This is a genomic window from Streptomyces sp. NPDC001156 (genome assembly GCF_053598275.1).
Map to the genome: position 1 here is coordinate 87,306 of NZ_JBSFJX010000009.1, position 17,278 is coordinate 104,583.

The window sequence follows — 17,278 nt, forward strand, 5'->3', positions numbered from 1 at the left end:
GGCCCTTGCTGTCAGACCACCGAGGACGGGCGGGGCCAGCCGTGGTCGCGCAACGGGCCGACTTCGAAGCCCCGCTGCTCGCAGGTGTCCAGGATGCGGGGCACGGCACCGAGGGCCGAACGCCAGGCGCCGGGGGCGGAGGTGCAGTCGGAGTCGTGAAGCAGCACGGTACCGCCGCCGTCCAGGTCGGCCGTGACCGTGCGGTGCACGGACTCCGCCGTGGCACGGGCCGTCCAGTCCTCGCCCCAGCAGGTCCACAGGACGGGGGTGAGGCCGAGTCGGCGGGCGGCGACGTGGGCGGAGGCCGACATCACCCCGTAGGGCGGCCGGAAGAGCCGTGGCCGGCGACCGGTGATCTCGGCGACGATGTCCCGGGCCCGGGCGAAGTCGTCGTACGTGGCGCGCGGGCCGCGCAGCAGCAGCGGGCGGTGCAGCCAGCCGTGGATGCCGATCTCATGGCCTGCCGCCTCGATCTCCCGGACCAGCCCCGGAGACCGGCGGACCTCGCTGCCGAGCAGGAAGAAGGTGGCCTGCACCCGGCGTTCGGCGAGCAGTCGCAGGAAGAGCGGGGTGGACAGCGGGTGGGGTCCGTCGTCGAAGGTGAGGGCGACGTGACCGGCACGGCCACGCCCCGAGAGGCGGGGCATGACGCGGTTGCGCAGTGGCCCGAAGGTGGAGACGACGGGCGCGGCGTGCACCGCGGCGAGGGCGGGCAGGGCGGCGAGCGCGGCCGCGCGCACGAGCCGGGTCCCGGTCACTGGTGGCCCCCCGACGCGTGGGCGTGACCGGGAGCGGAGTCGTCCAGATCCAGGCCATGACCGATGGCGTGCATCAGGCTGGGGCCATCGTCCGTGCCGGCGATCCCGGTACCGACGGCACCGGCCGATACGGCGCACGCCACGGCGGTGGTGGCGGCGAGCCTGCGGGAGCCGCGGCGGCGGCGCCGCGGGGCGGAAGGCGGCACCTCGTGCCCGGGTCCCGAACGGTGGACGCGGGCTATCTCGGCCGCGGGGCCGGCGCCCGGTCCGGCGAAGAGGGCGAGGCCGGCCTCGCGCTGCCGGAGACCGAGCGGGCCGTCGATCAGGTCGCAGAGCACGGTCCTGAGGTCGGCCGGGTCCCGGATCCAGGCGGCGACACCCGCCTCGTCCAGGGCGGCGGCGTTGGTCAGCCCATGGCCCGGTATGCAGCGGTAGCCGGCGACGGGCAGGCCCGTGGCGAACGCCTCGAGGGAGGTGAGTCCACCGGCGTTCTGCACGAGGACGTCGGAGGCGTGCATGAGGCCGGGCATGTCGTCGACCCAGCCGTAGGCGTGCTCGATGCCGTCCGCGCGCAGCCGTTCGGCCAGGGCCTCGTTGCGGCCGCAGACGACGACCGGAAGGGCCGCGCCGCAGTCCCGCAGCTCGAGCGCCACCTGCCGGACCGGCCCGACGCCCCAGGATCCGGCGACCAGCAGCGCCAGCGGCGCGCGTTCGGGCAGCCCGAACCGAGCCCGTGCCCGGCGTCGTTCCTGAGCGTCGCCGGGGCGGAACCGCGGGTCGGTCACCGGTCCGCACACCCGGACGTCCCGGGCACCGGCGGCGCGGGCCTGGGCGGCGGGCACGTCATGGACCGCGAGATGCACATCCACGCCGTCCGCCACCCACAGCGGATGCACCGAGAAGTCGGTCAGATAGGTGAGGACGGGAACGGCCAGCCGGCCGTGGCGACGCAGATTGCCCAGCACTCTGCTGGCCCCCGGGTAGGTGGAGACGACCGCGCCTGTGCCCAGGGGCAGGGCGCGCAGCACCCGGTCCTCGGCGGCGCGCAGCAGCGCTCGCGCCGCCGGGCCGCTGCCGCCGGCACGCTCGGTGCTGTTGTAGATCCGCTGATACGCCCACGGCGCCCGGAACAGCATCCGCTGGTAGCTCTCCTTGACGGCCCTGCCGAGACGTGCGGGCAACAGGTCCATCAGGTCGTAGCGGTCGACCATGAATCCGTCCGCCACGAGACGGCGGGCGAGTTCGGCGGCGGCGCCGTCGTGGCCGGCCCCCACGCTCGCGGAGACGATCGTGACCCGCCCCGACGGCGTCGTGGCTGCTCTGGGAGGCGGAACGGCACCCGTGAGCGCGGGCGCGGGAACCGTCGTTCCGGAGTGGGGCATGGGCTTCTTCCTCCGCACATCGAGGGGAACGGAACTCTACAACATGTAGTAGTTCACGGTTCAAAGCCCGGAGCATACTTCCTACATCCTGTAGTAGCTCACCGGGTAGTCTGGGGAGCCGAGCGGCGAAGGGGAGGTGAACGATGCAGGACCGAAGGAGTGACGAGTCCGGTGGGGCATCAGGCAGGCGCGCACGCGGCGAACTGGAAAGCGGTGTGCTCGCCGCACTCTGGGCGTCCGAAGGACCGCTGACGGCGCGACAGGTCCGGCAGCGGCTGCCGGGCGACCTGGCCTACACAACCGTGCTGACGATCCTGTCCCGGCTGTACGACAAAGGCATGCTGGTCCGCCACCGCGAGGGCCGCGGATACGCCTACGAGCCGGCCCGGGACGAGGCGACCCACACCGCGGAGCGGATGCACACCCTGCTGGAGCGCGGCTCGGACCGCGAGGCGGTGCTGGCCCGGTTCGTCTCCGAACTGTCCGAGAAGGACGAGCAGTTGCTGCAGCGACTGCTGTCCGCGCACGACGGGCGCGACGACACCCGGCCCCGGGACGAAGGGCCCTGACCCGGTGCTGATCAGCGTCTACGTTCCGTTCCTGGTCACCGGGGCGCTCACGGTCCTCGCGCCGCGACCGGCCCGCCGGCTGGCACCGAGGCCGGCCGCCTGGGCCCTGGCGTGTGCCGCTCTGGTGGCGGCGCTCGCCTGGACGGGTTCGCTGGCCCTGCTGGCCTTCACCGGCTTCGCCCAGATCCCCGAAGTCGCCGAGGAGGGCCGCTGGTCGGTGGACGCCCTGAGGGCCGAGGACCCGGTGTACCTCGTCGTCGCGGTGGCCGGCGCCCTCGCCCTGGCCGGGGGCATGGTCGCGCTCTGCGTCTCAGCCGTACGTCAGGTCCGTCATCTCCGGTGGGCCCGGCGGGAGTGCGCCCGTCTGCCCGGCGACACGGAACTGGCCGTGCTCGACGACGACACGCCCCATGCCTTCGCGCTTCCCGGCGCGCCCGGGCGGATCGTGGTCTCCCGCGGCATGCTGCGCTGTCTCGGCGACAGGGAGCGCGAGGCCCTCCTCGCACACGAGCGGGCCCATCTGCGCGGCAGGCACCACCTCTTCCAGACCGTCTGGCGGCTCGCGGCAGCCGTGAATCCGCTGTTGCGGCCGCTCGCCGACACGGGCGGTTTCGTCCTGGAACGCTGGGCCGACGAGGAGGCCGCGGCGCGGATCGGCAGCCGTACGGTCGTCGCCCGCGCGGTCGGGCGGGCCGCCCTCGCCTCCGCCTCCGAGACCTCCCGCCCCGCGGCGCTGGCCGCGACCGGCGGGGCCGTGCCGCAGCGGGTACGGGCGCTGCTCGCCCCCGCTCCCCCGCTGCGGGCCCTGCCGTTCGCCGCGGGCGCCGTGTTGCTGGCGGTGTGCTGCGCGAGCGTGGCCAACGCGGCATCCGACAGCGAGAGGATGGTCGAGAGCGCACAGCGGGCGGAGTCCGCGGCGCACGCCGAGCCGCCGTGGGCCCGGGCGTCCTCCGCGGAGCGCCCTACCTGCTGCGGCCACCACCGGCACGGGGAGCATGAGCGGCGCCACGGCTAGTCCGGGGGCGGGGGGCCGTCTGCTCGGGGTGTCCGACGTGCTGGGCCGGGCTCCCCCAATGAGCCCGGCCCGGTGCGCGCGTCCGCCCGACTCAGTGGGCGGCGAGCAGTTCCTACTGCGCGGTGCCCGTACGGGGCTGCCTGAACAAGCGCAGCGCGGCCAGGCCGATGAAGATCATGGACGAGACTCCGGCCAGCGCGAAGGCGGTGAAACCCCAGTCGCCATGAGCCATCCGGGCCGCGGCCGGGTGATCGCCGTTGTAGGGGTCCTCCAGCGGGTGGGTGAGCACGACGTCAGGCTGTGCCTCGCGGTACACGGCCACCAGACGGTCGGTCAGCTCGGGTGTGGCGATCAGCGGGTAGTCGCCGGCGTCGAAGAAGGCGACCTCGGCGCCCAGGGCGGCGGCGGCCTGCTCGGCCTCCTCCCGGCGGATCGCCTTGGCGGACTCGCCGCGCTCGCCGAAGGTCAGGCACGCGATGGTGACCTTCTCCCCGCGGGAGGCGGCCAGGGCTATGGCTCCCCCTGCGCGCCACACGAAGTCCCCCGCATGGGCGGTGATGACGAGCGTGGACCGTGACGGCGGTCCCGCCTGCTCATGGGGCCCCCTGCTCGAGCGGAGCCGGGAGCGGCGGAGAAGCCGGGGGCTCGGGGGCGGCGGGCGCGGTGCCGTGCGTCATCGCTGAAACTCTCCTCGTTCAGGCGATTCGTCGACGGGGCGGCACAGCCGGTGCCGACAACGCGAGCGTGCTCGGCCCATCGGGCCTTGGCCCCTTGCCGTTGCAAGCGAGCTGGAACACCCCACGCTTTCGACACCGACCCGCCCGTTCGGCTCACTCGCCGGGTTGGACAGGTCGCGCCCGCCTCGCTCGCGTCAGTCGCGCAGCGCCTCGATCACACTGGTGAGGTGGGCACGGACGGCCGCCTCGGCGGCCTGCGGGTCCCTGGCCCGGATCGCCTCGATCACGGCCAGGTGCTCGCTCAGGGACTGCTGCGGGCGCCCCGGACGGAGCGCCAGTTGAAAGCGGTGGCGCACCAGTTGGGCATTGAGACGTTCCAGCAGTGCCACGGCCGTCTGCTGGCCGGAGAACAGCCTGATCCGCTCGTGCAGTTCCTGGTTGAGCTCGGAGTACGTCACCGGTTCGCCGCCGGCCACGGCCGTGCTCATCGCCGTGCCCAGATCGGCCAGTTCGGTCAGTTGCTCGTCGTCGGCCGTGACGGCCGCCTTGGCCGCGCACAACCCCTCCAGGACCATGCGGCACTCGGTGATGGCGACCGCCTCCTCGACAGTCACCACCCGCACCCGTGAGCCGCGGTTGCGGATCCGCTCGACCAGGCCCTGGGCCTCCAGGCCGAGGGCCCGCCGCCCCTGGCGGCGGGCTCAGCCCGTGCGGTACAGCGAGATCAGCAGTTCCACCACCGGCTGCATGGCGGGATGCGGGCCGTCGCGCCACCAGGCGAGCCGTACGGCGATCGGTTCCGCGTCGCGCACCGGCCGGTAGACAACCCCGGGCCGGGAGTACTGGTTGGCGGTGGACTCCGCCGTCACCCCGATCCGGCGCCCGGTGGAGATGGCGGCCAGCCAGTCGTCGACGTCGTGGGACTCCTCTGTCGCCGGACGGGCGTCCGCGGGCCACAGGTGCGCGGTCGTGGTGCCGGTGCGGCGGTCGACCAGCAGTACGCGCTCGCTGAGATCCGCCAGGCGCACCGAGCGGCGTCCGGCCAGCGGATCGTCCGCCGCCATCGCGCACAGCCTGCGTTCGAGCCCTACGATCGCCGAGTCGAAACGGCGGTCGTCCACGGGCCTGCGCACCACCGCGAGATCGCAGGCACCCTCGGCGAGCCCTGCCGTGGCCGAGTTGACGCGCACGAGGTGCAGTTCGGTCTGCGGGTGAAGTTCGCCCCAGCGCCGTTGGAAGGCGAGGGTGTGGCGGCCGAGGGCCGACCAGGCGTAGCCGATACGCAACCGGGCCGGGCCGGAGGTGGCCCCCCGGACCAGCTCGTCCACTTCGGCCAGCACCCGCCGGGCGTGCGCGACCACGCGCAGTCCGGTGCCGGTCGGGGTCACCTCGCGGGAGGTACGGCGCAGCAGTCGTACGCCCAGTGCGCGTTCGAGCGAGGCCAGCGTGCGGGACACGGCCGCCTGCGAGACACCGAGGGCGATGGCCGCGTCGGTGAACGTGCCCTCGTCGACGATCGCGACGAGACACCGCAACTGGCGCAGTTCCACTTCATGCATGACCAAAGCGTATGGAAAGTGGGGCGGATGCACTTTCCGCAAGGGCCGATGCTCTCGCACGATCGGGCCATGCATGGAGCATCCGCACGCCCGGCGGCCGCGGTCACGCGCCGGGCCGGTCCGGCTTCCCCGGGCCCGAGGCGCGCCCGGACGAGCCCCGCCGGAGTCGCCACGATGGCCGGCAGCGGCCTGTCCAACCAGGTCGGCGCCGCGCTCGGCTCGCTCGCCTTCCCCGTACTTGGGCCGGTCGGTGTAGTCGCGGTGCGCCAGTACGTCGCCGCGCTCGTCCTGCTCCTCGTCGGCAGGCCGCGGCTGCGCGCCTTCACCTGGCGGCAGTGGTGGCCGGTCCTGCTGCTGGCCCTGGTATTCGGCACCATGAACCTGTCTCTGTACACCGCCATCGATCGCGTCGGCCTCGGTCTCGCGGTGACCCTCGAGTTCCTCGGCCCGCTCGGCATCGCCCTGGCCGCCACCCGGCGGCGCGTCGACGCGTGCTGCGCGCTGGTCGCCATGGCGGGTGTCGTCACCCTGATGCGTCCCCGGCCGTCCACCGACTACGTCGGGATGTGCCTCGGTCTGCTGGCCGCCTACTGCTGGGCGTCGTACATCCTGCTCAACCGCACCGTCGGCCGGCGCACCCCCGGAGCGCAGGGTTCGGCGGCGGCCGCCGCCGTGTCGGCGCTGCTGTTCCTGCCGGTCGGAGCCGTCGTCGCCGTCCGGCATCCGCCCACCGCGCAGGCCGCGGTCTGCGCGGTGGCCGCCGGTGTCCTGTCGTCCGCGGTGCCGTACCTCGCGGACCTGTTCACTCTGCGCCGGGTCTCGGCTCCGGCCTTCGGGCTCTTCATGAGCGTCAACCCCGTCGTGGCCGCCGTGGTCGGCCGGGTGCTCCTCGACGAGCATCTGGGGTGGGCGGAGTGGGCGGGCATCGGGGCCGTCGTGGCCGCCAACGCGGTCAGCATCAGCGCACGCCGCGACTGACGGAGGCACTGCTCCCGCGCTGGAGCCCGCCGCGCGTCGGGCCCACGGCCTCGGGCTCCTCCGGGAGCGCCGCTTGCTCACATCACGTCCTGTTCACCTTGGTCCGGCGACCTTCGAACGCGCGCGGACGCCACGGCGGTGGAGAAGACGGCTTGGCCTTCGTGGAGCGACGGTCCGGCGCGTGGGGGCCTGCCGCGGGTGAGGGCTCGGGAGTGATCCCGTTCCGTCAGCCGAACCGCGTCATCCCGCCGGCGCCGTGCGGCGCACGGTCCAGTCGAACCGGCCACGGCACACCACCGTTCCTGCCGCATCGGTGATCGCGGCCCGGGTGGCGAGCCGGACCCGGTCGGTCTCGCCCCGCCACAGCGGCTCAAGGGTGCGCCCGGCCTCCTCGACCGCAGGAGGCGACGAGGCGTCCCCGGGCCGGGGCGAGGAACTCCACAAGTCCGCCGCCGTACCGAGGGGCACGACCCCATCGAGTGCGCGGGCGTGCAGGGCTGACGCAATGAGGGCGCCGAGTCCTGCCGCGTCGAGCAGGGCGATCAGTCCGCCGGAATGGAGCGAGCCGATCACGTTGGTCAGCTCCACGGGTGTCTCGCACACGATCTCGGCCGCCTCGTCCACGGCTCGGATCACCTCGATCCGGGCCGTGCGATGCGCCGGTACGGGCTCCAGCAGCGTTGTCCATCCCGTCAGCGTCTCTGATCAGCTATGTGATCCTGAGCCGGAGTGAGTTTCCGGGATCGTTTCCCACCGTGGTGGGGATGCATGGGCGTGGAGATGGAATCCAGCGCCCAGGGCTGCCCCTCGCGGCTGGTGCCGGTGGGTGGGTGTGCTGATCGTGTGCACGCGCTGGTGCCGGTGGGCTGCGCGGGGCAGCTGGGTCCGGCCCGTGTGAGCGTGTCCCTCCGGACGCTGGCCAGCAGGACCACGGGTCCGTGCTGGGGAGGGTGCCCTGCGTCGCCTGGGCGCGGGGCGTGTGGAACGGCGCCGGGTGGGGCCGGTTTTCGACCGGTCCTTCCGGCTGGTCTTCGCGGACGTGACGATCGCCGTCGATTCCAGCGTGTCCACGACGGTGCGGATGACCATCTGGCCACTGGTGGGATCGATGATGGTCTTGGCTTGGTGTGCGAGTCCGCGGGCGGCGATACGGCGCCAAGCACCGTGGTCGCGGTCGCCCTGCCAACGGCACTCCTGGCGGGGGCAGATGGCCCACTTCCATCCCGTGACGGTCGGGCGGTCGGGGGCCTTGCGATGCCGCAGCGGAGTCAGGCAGTGCGGGCACAGTTTGGAAGTGTTGCGCGCCGGGACCGTGACCACCGCGATGCCGTGCTCGGTGGCCAGGTGCCGCATACGGTCGGCGATCTGGCCCCGCACCTGCTGGGACAGGCGCGTGTTCATGGTGCGGCCCATCCCGCGGGCTTCCATCGACCGCAGGTCTTCCAGATAGATCACCGTCGCCCCGGCTGCGATGGCCTGGTCGACGGCCCACCTGGCGGCAGCCCGGGCGAGCGCGTCGTTGAGGTTCGATCTACGGTCGGACACGTTCCGGATCTCGTCTCGGAGCACGTCCCGTTTGCCAGCGAGCGCATGGTGTCCGCTGTGACCGATGAGCCGCATGTACTGGTCCGTCTTGGCGTTAAGCCGCTCCGACAGGCGGCGCAGCCGGTGCTGCTTGGCCAGGACGCCGGCGGCTCGGAACTGGGCACCGGCACCCTGCGCGGTGATCTGCCCATCGTCGTGGAGCCGTAGGGTACCGGCGGACAGCAGCGTGTTCAGGCCCCAGTCCACACCGAGTGCCACCGTGTGCCCGGTTGCTTGGGCCTTGGGTACGGCGTGGGTGTACGCGACGTCGACGTGTACCTTCCCGACTGCGGTGCGGAGGGTTGGCAGGTGCAGGACCGCGGTGACGGGAACGGTCGGGGGCAGGGTGATCAGGCACGTGACCCATGTCCAGTCCCGGTACGTGGCCGGGTCGGGGCGGGTGGGCAGCTGAAGCCGTAACACTGCCCTGGTGAGGTCGGTCTCCAAGCGTTCGATCGTGGCTTGCTGTCCGTCGCATGCCGACAGCAGCAGCGTCCTGGGTACGTGAGGTGTGTCCTCGAGTTCGAACAGGTCCACCGGGAGACGGCCGTGCGCGGTGAGGAACGCGGCTGCCTGGCGGGTGCGGGCCTTGATGATGCTGGACGGCAGATATGGCCCGCCCGGCACGGCCGCACGCACCTGCTCCCACTCGGCGGCCGTGCGCTTGCGCGGATCGACCGGCCACGTCGCCAGCACCCCCGCGGTCAGGTCGGCACGCCACTTGGCCGAGCGCAGGGTGCGTCCGGCCTGCTCCTGGGCCATGCGCACGATCCGGTCGTTGACCCGCACACCCTGAGGCGGGGCCGCGGCCCAGCCCAGACGACGCAGCGCCATCCAGGCGCTGGACGGCAACTTCCGTCCCCCGGCGTCCACGCCGCAGGCAAGGACATTCACATCACGGCTGTTGAAGCGCCCGCACAGCAGATCCGTCACCATGGCGGACACCAGGTCGACGCACCAGCCCACACGCTCCGCAAGCACCCCAGAGGACAGGAGTTCGCCGCTCTTCTCGTCCAGCCCGCCGCGGAGCAGGGCGCGAGCGCAGGCGGTGCGGGAGGTTTCGCCCTCACCGAGCGGCAGCTTCCGGCTCACGCGGCGCGCCCGGTGCCGCACTGGCTCAACTCGGCCAGCAGACGGCGCCGGTTCACGGCCGACTGCATCCCGTACAGGCGGCCGGCGAACGTGGTCACCCGCGACACGAAGTCTTCGACGAGTTCTTCCCGGCCACCGAGTTTCTTCGAGTGCAGTACCTCAAGCGTGGCGCCGTACACGGTCGGCAGTCGCTTGAGCCGGCCCGCACCGAACCGGGCCAGACGGCCCTCATGCGTAACACGCACCAGGGTGACACAGCCGTCGGCGACAGCGCCCGGCAGGGGCAGGAGACCGGGACGATCCGCCCGCACGCCAGAGGCCCGGTCGCGGAACACCTTGACCACCTGACCGGTGGAGGTGGCCCGCAGCTCCTTCTCCTGGGCATCGAGTGAGGACTCCTGCCCGCTGGAACCGGCCACCCGCACATACAGGCCCTCCAGACGCAGGCGCTCGCCTCCACTGGAGACCTTCATCGCCTCGATGTCGACCGAGGAAAACCGGCGCTCACGACCGACCCACGTCACCAGAGTCTTCCCCGAGTCAGCCCACAGACGAAGCGCAACCGGATGAACGCCCAGACGCTTCATGGCCTTTGACAGTCGAAGTAACTCCACACGGTCACCGTACGATCACCGAGGATTCTCCATCAAATCGGTGAACCTGGCAGGCGGCAGTGGCGCTCGGGTGACCGCTGGGCGACGGCCGGTCGCCGCCGCCCCGGGCCTTCTGTCAGAACGGGTAGCGCGCGTGCCGGGTGGCGAGGGTGACCCAGCGGGTGTTGGAGAACGCCTCGATGCCCCACCGTCCGCCGAAGCGGCCGTACCCGGAGGCTTTCACCCCGCCGAAGGGGGCCTGGGGCTCGTCGGCCACCGACTGGTCGTTGATGTGCACGATGCCGGTGCGCACCCGGCGGGCGACGGCCAGCCCGTGGGTGGCGTTCTCGGTGATGATTCCGCAGGTCAGGCCGTTCTCAGTGTCATTGGCGAGCGCTACCGCGGTGTCATCGTCCGCGAACGTCTCCAGCACGCAGACCGGGCCGAACGACTCGGTGAAGTAGAGCTCCGCGTCCTTCGGTACGCCGGTGAGGATGGTCGCCGGATGCACCGCTCCCTCGGGCTCACCACCGGTGAGCACGTCGGCGCCCTTGGCCACGGCGTCCTTCACCAGCGCGGCCAGCCGCTGCGCGGACCGTGCGCTGATCAGCGGGCCGACCACCGTCCGCGGATGCGCGGGGTCGCCCGCCCGCAGCGAGGCCACCTTCTCCACGAACTTCTCGGTGAACTCCTCGGCGAGCGACTCGTGGACCAGGATCCGGTCGCCCGACATGCAGATCTGCCCGGAGTTCATGAACACGCTGAAGGTGGCCGCGTCGACGGCATGGTCGACGTCGGCGTCGTTCAGCACGAGCACGGCGTTCTTGCCGCCCAGTTCCAGGACGGCGGGCTTGAGATGACGCGCCGCGAGCTCGCCGATGATCCGCCCCACTCCGGTCGAGCCGGTGAAGTTCACCGCGCGCACCCGGTCGTCGCCGATCAGCGCCTCGGCGATCTCGGCCGCGTCCTCTCGGGCGTTGGTGACCACGTTGAGCACCCCGTCCGGCAGCCCGGCCTCCCGCAGGAGGTCGGCGATGAGCAGACCGCAGGCGATCGGCGCGTCCTCGCTCGGCTTGACGACCACCGTGTTGCCTGCGGCGAGCGGTGCCGCCACTGCCCGTACGCCGAGGATGACCGGTGCGTTCCACGGCGCGAACGCGGCCACGACGCCGAGGGGTTCGCGCACCGCGAGGCCGAGCGTTCCCTCTTCCTGGGCGCTGAGCACCTCACCGCGCGGCGCGGTGATCGCGGCCGCGGCCTCACGCAGGATGTTCGCCGCCAGGGACACGTTGAAGTAGGCCCACGGCCGGGTGGCGCCCGCCTCGTGGGCCATGGTCTCGGCCACCTGCTCGCCCCGGGCGTCCAGCAGGTCGGCCGCCTTGAGGAAGATCGCCCGACGGGCGAAGGGCGCGAGGGCCGCCCAGTCCTCGAAGACCGCGTCCGCGGCGTCCACCGCCCGCCGTACGTCCTCGGGGCCCGCCGCCGCGAGGGTCGCGTACACCTCACCGGTGTAGGGGTTGACGTCGACGGTGGTGCGGGCGGACGCGGCGGGCACGTCCTTGCCGCCGATGAGGAGTTCGCGGGTGAGGGGCATGGCGGCTTCCTTTGGTACGGGCTAGGGCGGCAGGAGGACCGGGCGAACCGTGCAGGCTTGTTCGCCTGGTGAAATCCCATTCACTGATCCCTCGCGATGCTCCGGCGGGCCTCCGGGAATGTCAAGGCCCCCGGCGTCTTGTGCGGCCGGGGGCCTTGTCACACTGCGGTCGCGGGCCGCGTCGCCCTCAGGACTCGACGGCAGGCCGCAGCCCCGTCGCGGGCGCGGCCAGGTCGGTGGCCTGATGGAGCTGTTGGAGGTCGTTCAGGTGGTTCAGCCCCGCGAGTTGGCCGGAGACCGTCGGGATCTCCTCGCTGTACTGGGCCGGGACACCGGTGCGGGCCGCTGAGTCGAGCAAGGTGACCGGGTTGAGCCTGCCCGCGTCCTGGGGCGTGGTGGCCGCGCCGGCCACCGGCGCGGCCAGGCCCGTGACGCCCACGGCGAGACCGACTGCGGCGACGATGCGTCGTGTTGAGATCATACCCCAGCAACGTCACGGGGCTACGGACGGTCACGGGCAGCACCTCGGCCCTCACCCGCAAGGGGCACAGTCCGCTGCGCTTGCCGGGCCCCTGTCAGCGGGGGACGCTCGATGAAGAGGCCCTCCACGCCCCGCCGCTCCCCGGGCCGGGCCCTCGACGGAGGTCAGGGATGGGACGAGTAGGAAGACAGCGGCGTCTGAAGTTCCAGGTCGGCTCGCGGCTCTCCTGGACCTTCTCCGCACGGGCGGAACTGGGCCGGCAGGGCCGGACTTCGCTGCCATCACCCGTTTACGCGGCAGGTCTGCGCGCGTCCGTCTCCCTTCTGCGTTCGGTGCTGCGAGCCGCGCGCCCCCACCCCTGTCCGCCGGCCCGTCGTGCCGTTCGCAGGGGTCGGACCCGGCATCGGTGAGGCGCGTCCGCACCCGCCGCCGGTCTCGCCGTGGCCCGCGGCCGACGGTCCGGCCGAGTCTCAGGCGCCCGGCAGCCACCCGGCCGGCCGCAGGATGCCCAGCAGTTGCCGGACCAGTTCGTCGACGATCTCGTCGAGGGTCGCGTCCACCCAGCCGGCCCGCCAGTCGTGCAGCAGGCCGTTGACGCTGCCGATGAACGCCGTGGCGGCGATCCGATAGTCGCGGGGGGCCGCCTCGCCGTGCGCCGCCGCCTCGGCGGCCTCGGCGCAGATGAAGTCCACCCAACGGGACCGGCGTTCGAGCCGCTGCTCCTCCAGTCGCGGGCTGACGCCGATGATCTCGACGAAGGCGATGCGGATCCGGCGCGGATCGGAGGTGACGTTCGCGGCGTACGCCCGGAAGACCGCGGCGGCCCGCTCCGCGAGCGGCCGGTCGCGGGCCCCGGCCAGGGCGGCGGTCGCGGCCTCCTCCGCCCAGTCGTTGACCTGCAGGTGCAGCGCGGCCAGCACGTCCTCGAGGGTGTGGAACTCCTCGTAGAACTGACGCGTCGACAGGCCCGCCGCCTCGCTCAGTGCGGCGACGGTGGTGGCGCGGAAGCCCGGCCTGTCGCCGAAGAGTTGCAGCGCGGCCCCCAGGAACCGCCGGCGCCGCTCCGCCTGGCGCTCCTCGGCCGACCTGCCGCCGTACCGGCCCGTTGGCTGCCTGAGCCTGCCCGCCACCCGCTCCCCCTCGTCGCTCACTGATCCGTTCGACCGTTGCTCGATTTTGTCGCGTACGGAGTCTTGTGGAGAGGGCCGCCCCTTCCTTACTTTCCAGTAAGTCCACTGTGAACGCGGGCGTATTCAGATTCCCGAACTGCGGCACCCCCGGCCCCCCGAGCCGACCCTTCAGCGCTGCTTGTCATGCCTAGATCAGGATTGACCTCACAGATGGGACCCCCCATGTCCGTGCCCAGACCCCGCCACCTCCTCTCCTTCGCCGCCGCCCTCGCCCTGACCGCCGGCGGAACGGCCACGGCCGCCTCCGCACAGGACTCCCCCGCCGCGCTGCGCGAGGTGATGTTCGTCGGCAACAACTGGGACGGCACCGCCGACGTCATCAAGTCCACCGGAGACTTCGCCAGGATCGGCCGCGTCAACGTCATCCCGGACAAGGCACAGCGGATGGCGGAGATCAACGCCGATCCGATCAAGTGGATCTACTTCATGGCCATCCGCAACAGCGTCGGCGAGGGCCACGACCAGTTCGTCGACGACATGTACTCCACACCCGACGGAAGTTCCATGGTCGTCTCGCGGCCCAGCTTCGCCGACGTCGTCTCCATCGACCTCGCGACGGGGAAGATCAACTGGCGTTTCCCCCTGGCCGGTTACCGCGCCGACCACATGGCGGTCTCCCCCGACGGCACCAGAGTCGCGGTCTCCGCGTCCACCGCGAACAAGGTGCAGGTGCTGGACATCAGCACCGGCAGGCAGCTGGGCGAGTTCGCCACGGGCGACAAGCCGCACGAGAACATCTTCACCAAGGACGGCAAGTACATCTGGAACATGGCCATCGGCGACGTCAACACCCTGCTCGACGACCCGGCCTGGGACTGGACGAAGGGCGACCGGCACATCACGGTCGTCGACGCCACCACGTTCAAGCAGGTCAAGGTCATCGACATGCGGAGCCGACTGGACGCGATCGGGCTCAAGGACTTCTCCGACGCCGTGCGGCCCGCGGTCTTCAGCCCCGACGAGTCCAAACTCTACTTCCAGGTGTCGTTCTTCAACGGCTTCCTGGAGTACGACGTGGCCGCCGACCGGATCACCCGGGTGAAGACCCTGCCGAAGAACCCGGCCACCAGCGAGGACCGTACGACATGGGTGAACGACTCGCGGCACCACGGCATCTCGATGAACCCGTCCGGCACCGAGCTGTGTGTCGCGGGGACGATGGACGACTACGCGACGGTCGTCAACCGCGCCACGCTCCAGGAGGGCCCGCTCGTCACCGCCTCCAAGCCCTACTGGGCGACGGTGAGCGGTGACGGCGAGGACTGCATCATCTCGGAGAGCGGCGCCGACCAGGTCACCGCGATCGACTTCGCCACGGGCCAGAAGGTGACCTCGGTCCCGGTCGGCGACCACCCTCAGCGGGTGCGCCTCGCACACGTCCCGGCCGACTGGGCGGGCCCTTCCGCCGGCTGACCTCCTCTGCCCGCCGCACCGACGGCTCCGTCCGCACCGGGCTCAGCAAAGACGCGGACGGAGCCGTCGCCCCGTCCGCGCACCCCCGGTGGTGGCCGGAGCGGCTCATCCCTCGAGCCGGCGTGTCACGTTCAGCAGATACTCCTTCCGGTTCAGCGGGTTGTGGTCGGTGCGCGGCCGGCTGGGCGACGATCCGCCCCCGACGGGTGCGTAGTGGCCGAAGTCGCTCTCCAGCTCCCCTTCGCCCCGTGTCAGTCCCGGCAACTGCTGCTCCAGGGAGTGCACCTGGGCCGCCGGGACCGTGCCCTGCAGGACGCAGAGGGTTCCCCTCGTCCCGGTCGTCCGGGGCAGGGCCCGCATCGCGGCCAGCGCCGGCAGCAGGGCGCCGAGCGTGTCCGCCGGAGCCTCGATGCGGAAGTCGTGCATCGGCTCGTACACCCGGGTGGCCGCCCGGCGCAGCGCCTCGATCAGCACGAGTGGGGTCAGTCCCCGGAAGTCCGCGCCGGTGCTCGACATGCTCTTGTCGAATCCCTGGTGGGCATGGCTCTGGCGGGGCGAGTAGCCGGAGTGGGTCATGGTGACCGTGCAGTCGGTCACCTCCCAGCCGTGCAGCCCCTGTCCCAGCGTCTCCCGCACCGTGTCCTCGACGGCTTTGAAAAAGGCGTACGGCATCGAGCCCAGCTCCACCTCCAGCCGGAAGTCCACGCCCGAGCCGACCGGGGCGGGATCGACGCGGAGCCCGACCGTGGCGAGGAACGGGTTCGGGTCCTTCTTGTTGAACTCCACGGCCGCTCCCGTGCCGGCCGGCCGCTCGATGCACAGGGGCGTCGTCTCCCGGAAGGTGACCTCCAGGGCGAATTCATTGGCGAGCGTGGCCTGGACGACCTCCTTCTGCACTTCTCCGTAGAGCGACACGGAGGTCTCCTGCCGCACCTCGTCGTGCCTGAGGCCGATCAGCGGGTCCTGCTCGGCGAGCCGGATGAGCGCGAGGTGCAGCGCCCTTGTGTCGACGCCGGGCCCCGGCACCACAACGGTCTCCAGTGTCGGTGGCGCGAAGAACTGCCCATATGCCTTCCTCAGTACACCGATGCCGTCCCCGATCCTGATGTCGGCGAGTCCCCACAGTTTGCCGATCCGGCCCGCCTGCAGGGCGTCGCAACGGGCGTCCCCGCCGTCGTCGAAGACGCTGATCGCGGTGACCCTGCCCTCCTTGCGCCCGTCGCCGAAGGGCACGCGGTCGCGGACGCGGAGCGTTCCGGTGAACATCCGCGCGTACGCCACCTTCTCCCCGGCGGGGCCCCGCTCGATCTTGAACACGGTGGCCGAGAGGGGTTCGTCAGGGGCGCCGTCGGCGGCGGGCAGCAGTTCCCTGATGCCGCCGATCAGCTCGTCCACACCCGCCCCGGTGATGGCGGACCCGAAGTACACGGGATGCACCAGGGACTGGTGGGTCTGGTCGACGAGAGCCGTGTACAGGTGCTCGTCGTCCAGGGCGTCCTCGATGTACGCCGACAGCAGCGCATCGTCGTGGTCGGCGAGCACGTCGATCGCCGACGGGCCCAGGCCGGGTACGAAGTCCGCCTCAGGGGTGCCCAGTTCCCCGGCGCGTCCCATCGGCACGACCGCCACGGACAGGCGTTGGGACAGTGCGCGCAGCACGCCCTCCTCCTGGGCCCCACGCCGGTCGATCTTGTTGACGAAGATGAGTGTGGGGATCCGCAGCCGCCGCAGCGTCCGCATCAGGACGCGCGTCTGCGCCTGGACGCCCTCGACGGCCGATACGACGAGCACCGCGCCGTCTAGCACGCTCAGCACCCGTTCCACCTCGGCGATGAAGTCGGGGTGACCGGGCGTGTCGATCAGGTTGACGGTGATGTCGTCGAGCGCGAACGAGACCACGGCGGACTTGATGGTGATGCCGCGCTGCTTCTCCAGCGCGAGCGAGTCCGTCCGGGTGCTGCCGTCGTCCACGCTTCCGAGTTCGTCGATCACCCCGGCCGAGTGCAGCAGCCGCTCGGTCAGGCTCGTCTTACCGGCGTCTACATGCGCCAGGATTCCCAGATTCAGAGTGTGCGGGTTGCGCGTGTGCACCAAGCGTCATGTCCTTCGAAATGGGAGTGATTCCTTCCTGGGTGGACATGAACGCTGTGCGCATTGCCGCTCCTCGGCCTCGACGACTGGTCCCGTGCAGTGCAGCAGGACCCCGTCGGCGACGGCAACGGATTAACCTTCAACGAAACGGCGTCCGTCGCGGGCGACCCTGCCGCGGTCCCCCCACACCGCGCCCTCCCGGCGTGTCGGGCCGTTCGCGGTGTGGGCGGATCCGGTGGCCCCGTACGCTGACGGCCTGCCGTCCGTCACCCGCCCGGCGGCACCCGGCCGGTGAACGGCGC

The 17,278-nt window shown here is 71.8% G+C and carries 14 protein-coding genes and 2 pseudogenes; 4 read left to right on the forward strand and 12 right to left on the reverse strand.

Annotated features, from left to right (window positions below; all coding sequences use genetic code 11):
* Positions 1-11: 11 nt before the first annotated feature.
* Together ACWDA7_RS07575 and ACWDA7_RS07580 are read right to left on the reverse strand one after the other, a co-directional pair.
* The gene (locus ACWDA7_RS07575) at positions 12-758 is read right to left on the reverse strand and encodes a polysaccharide deacetylase family protein (protein ID WP_450603251.1); all 747 of its coding nucleotides are present in this window, start codon (positions 756-758) and stop codon (positions 12-14) included.
* Positions 755-2,140, reverse strand: coding sequence for an MGDG synthase family glycosyltransferase (locus ACWDA7_RS07580; RefSeq protein ID WP_450603252.1), 1,386 nt, complete (start codon positions 2,138-2,140; stop codon positions 755-757). The genes ACWDA7_RS07575 and ACWDA7_RS07580 overlap by 4 nt, the downstream gene beginning before the upstream one ends.
* A gap of 143 nt (positions 2,141-2,283) precedes the next feature.
* Here ACWDA7_RS07580 and ACWDA7_RS07585 point away from each other — a divergent pair, with 143 nt between their 5' ends.
* Together ACWDA7_RS07585 and ACWDA7_RS07590 are read left to right on the forward strand one after the other, a co-directional pair.
* On the forward strand, positions 2,284-2,709 hold the full coding sequence (locus ACWDA7_RS07585; RefSeq protein WP_360993560.1) for a BlaI/MecI/CopY family transcriptional regulator: 426 nt from the start codon (positions 2,284-2,286) through the stop codon (positions 2,707-2,709).
* Positions 2,710-2,713: 4 nt separating this feature from the next.
* Positions 2,714-3,724: a M56 family metallopeptidase gene (locus ACWDA7_RS07590; protein WP_450603253.1), complete on the forward strand. Its 1,011-nt coding sequence runs from the start codon at positions 2,714-2,716 to the stop codon at positions 3,722-3,724.
* A gap of 226 nt (positions 3,725-3,950) precedes the next feature.
* On the opposite strand, the pseudogene ACWDA7_RS07595 reads toward ACWDA7_RS07590, so the two are convergent.
* The 3 genes and pseudogenes from ACWDA7_RS07595 to ACWDA7_RS07605 form a co-directional block, all read right to left on the reverse strand.
* Positions 3,951-4,283: pseudogene (locus tag ACWDA7_RS07595) on the reverse strand (PIG-L family deacetylase); the annotation flags it as partial.
* Positions 4,284-4,595: 312 nt separating this feature from the next.
* Positions 4,596-5,078, reverse strand: a pseudogene (locus ACWDA7_RS07600) (GntR family transcriptional regulator); the annotation flags it as partial.
* 24 nt (positions 5,079-5,102) lie between these two features.
* Complete coding sequence (locus ACWDA7_RS07605) at positions 5,103-5,960, reverse strand: LysR family transcriptional regulator (RefSeq protein WP_450603254.1); 858 nt, start codon at positions 5,958-5,960, stop codon at positions 5,103-5,105.
* A 69-nt stretch (positions 5,961-6,029) separates the two neighbouring features.
* Here ACWDA7_RS07605 and ACWDA7_RS07610 point away from each other — a divergent pair, with 69 nt between their 5' ends.
* On the forward strand, positions 6,030-6,938 hold the full coding sequence (locus ACWDA7_RS07610) for an EamA family transporter (RefSeq protein ID WP_450603255.1): 909 nt from the start codon (positions 6,030-6,032) through the stop codon (positions 6,936-6,938).
* Between the two features lie 240 nt (positions 6,939-7,178).
* On the opposite strand, the gene ACWDA7_RS07615 is transcribed toward ACWDA7_RS07610, so the two are convergent.
* The 6 genes from ACWDA7_RS07615 to ACWDA7_RS07640 form a co-directional block, all read right to left on the reverse strand.
* Positions 7,179-7,562, reverse strand: coding sequence for a hypothetical protein (locus ACWDA7_RS07615; RefSeq protein WP_450603256.1), 384 nt, complete (start codon positions 7,560-7,562; stop codon positions 7,179-7,181).
* An 81-nt stretch (positions 7,563-7,643) separates the two neighbouring features.
* Positions 7,644-9,614, reverse strand: coding sequence for a zinc ribbon domain-containing protein (locus ACWDA7_RS07620; RefSeq protein WP_450603257.1), 1,971 nt, complete (start codon positions 9,612-9,614; stop codon positions 7,644-7,646).
* Positions 9,611-10,138, reverse strand: a complete 528-nt coding sequence (locus ACWDA7_RS07625; protein ID WP_450603258.1) for a recombinase family protein — start codon at positions 10,136-10,138, stop codon at positions 9,611-9,613. The genes ACWDA7_RS07620 and ACWDA7_RS07625 overlap by 4 nt, the downstream gene beginning before the upstream one ends.
* Before the next feature lie 205 nt (positions 10,139-10,343).
* Positions 10,344-11,801, reverse strand: a complete 1,458-nt coding sequence (locus ACWDA7_RS07630) for an aldehyde dehydrogenase family protein (RefSeq protein WP_450603259.1) — start codon at positions 11,799-11,801, stop codon at positions 10,344-10,346.
* A gap of 187 nt (positions 11,802-11,988) precedes the next feature.
* Positions 11,989-12,282 carry a hypothetical protein gene (locus ACWDA7_RS07635; protein WP_450603260.1) on the reverse strand — a complete coding sequence of 98 codons (294 nt, stop codon included), beginning with the start codon at positions 12,280-12,282 and terminating at the stop codon, positions 11,989-11,991.
* A 470-nt stretch (positions 12,283-12,752) separates the two neighbouring features.
* On the reverse strand, positions 12,753-13,412 hold the full coding sequence (locus ACWDA7_RS07640) for a TetR/AcrR family transcriptional regulator (RefSeq protein ID WP_359406576.1): 660 nt from the start codon (positions 13,410-13,412) through the stop codon (positions 12,753-12,755).
* A 222-nt stretch (positions 13,413-13,634) separates the two neighbouring features.
* Between ACWDA7_RS07640 and ACWDA7_RS07645 the strand changes: the two genes are divergently transcribed.
* Complete coding sequence (locus ACWDA7_RS07645) at positions 13,635-14,885, forward strand: YncE family protein (protein WP_450603261.1); 1,251 nt, start codon at positions 13,635-13,637, stop codon at positions 14,883-14,885.
* Between the two features lie 105 nt (positions 14,886-14,990).
* Here ACWDA7_RS07645 and ACWDA7_RS07650 read toward each other — a convergent pair whose 3' ends face one another.
* The gene (locus ACWDA7_RS07650; protein WP_450603284.1) at positions 14,991-16,976 is read right to left on the reverse strand and encodes a GTP-binding protein; all 1,986 of its coding nucleotides are present in this window, start codon (positions 16,974-16,976) and stop codon (positions 14,991-14,993) included.
* Positions 16,977-17,278: the final 302 nt, after the last annotated feature.

Coding starts and splice junctions, on each gene's coding strand:
- ACWDA7_RS07580 (WP_450603252.1), bottom strand. CDS start 2,140: ATGCCCCACTCCGGAACGACGGTTCCCGCGCCCGCGCTCACGGGTGCC.
- ACWDA7_RS07585 (WP_360993560.1), top strand. CDS start 2,284: ATGCAGGACCGAAGGAGTGACGAGTCCGGTGGGGCATCAGGCAGGCGC.
- ACWDA7_RS07605 (WP_450603254.1), bottom strand. CDS start 5,960: ATGCATGAAGTGGAACTGCGCCAGTTGCGGTGTCTCGTCGCGATCGTC.
- ACWDA7_RS07610 (WP_450603255.1), top strand. CDS start 6,030: ATGCATGGAGCATCCGCACGCCCGGCGGCCGCGGTCACGCGCCGGGCC.
- ACWDA7_RS07630 (WP_450603259.1), bottom strand. CDS start 11,801: ATGCCCCTCACCCGCGAACTCCTCATCGGCGGCAAGGACGTGCCCGCC.
- ACWDA7_RS07635 (WP_450603260.1), bottom strand. CDS start 12,282: ATGATCTCAACACGACGCATCGTCGCCGCAGTCGGTCTCGCCGTGGGC.
- ACWDA7_RS07645 (WP_450603261.1), top strand. CDS start 13,635: ATGTCCGTGCCCAGACCCCGCCACCTCCTCTCCTTCGCCGCCGCCCTC.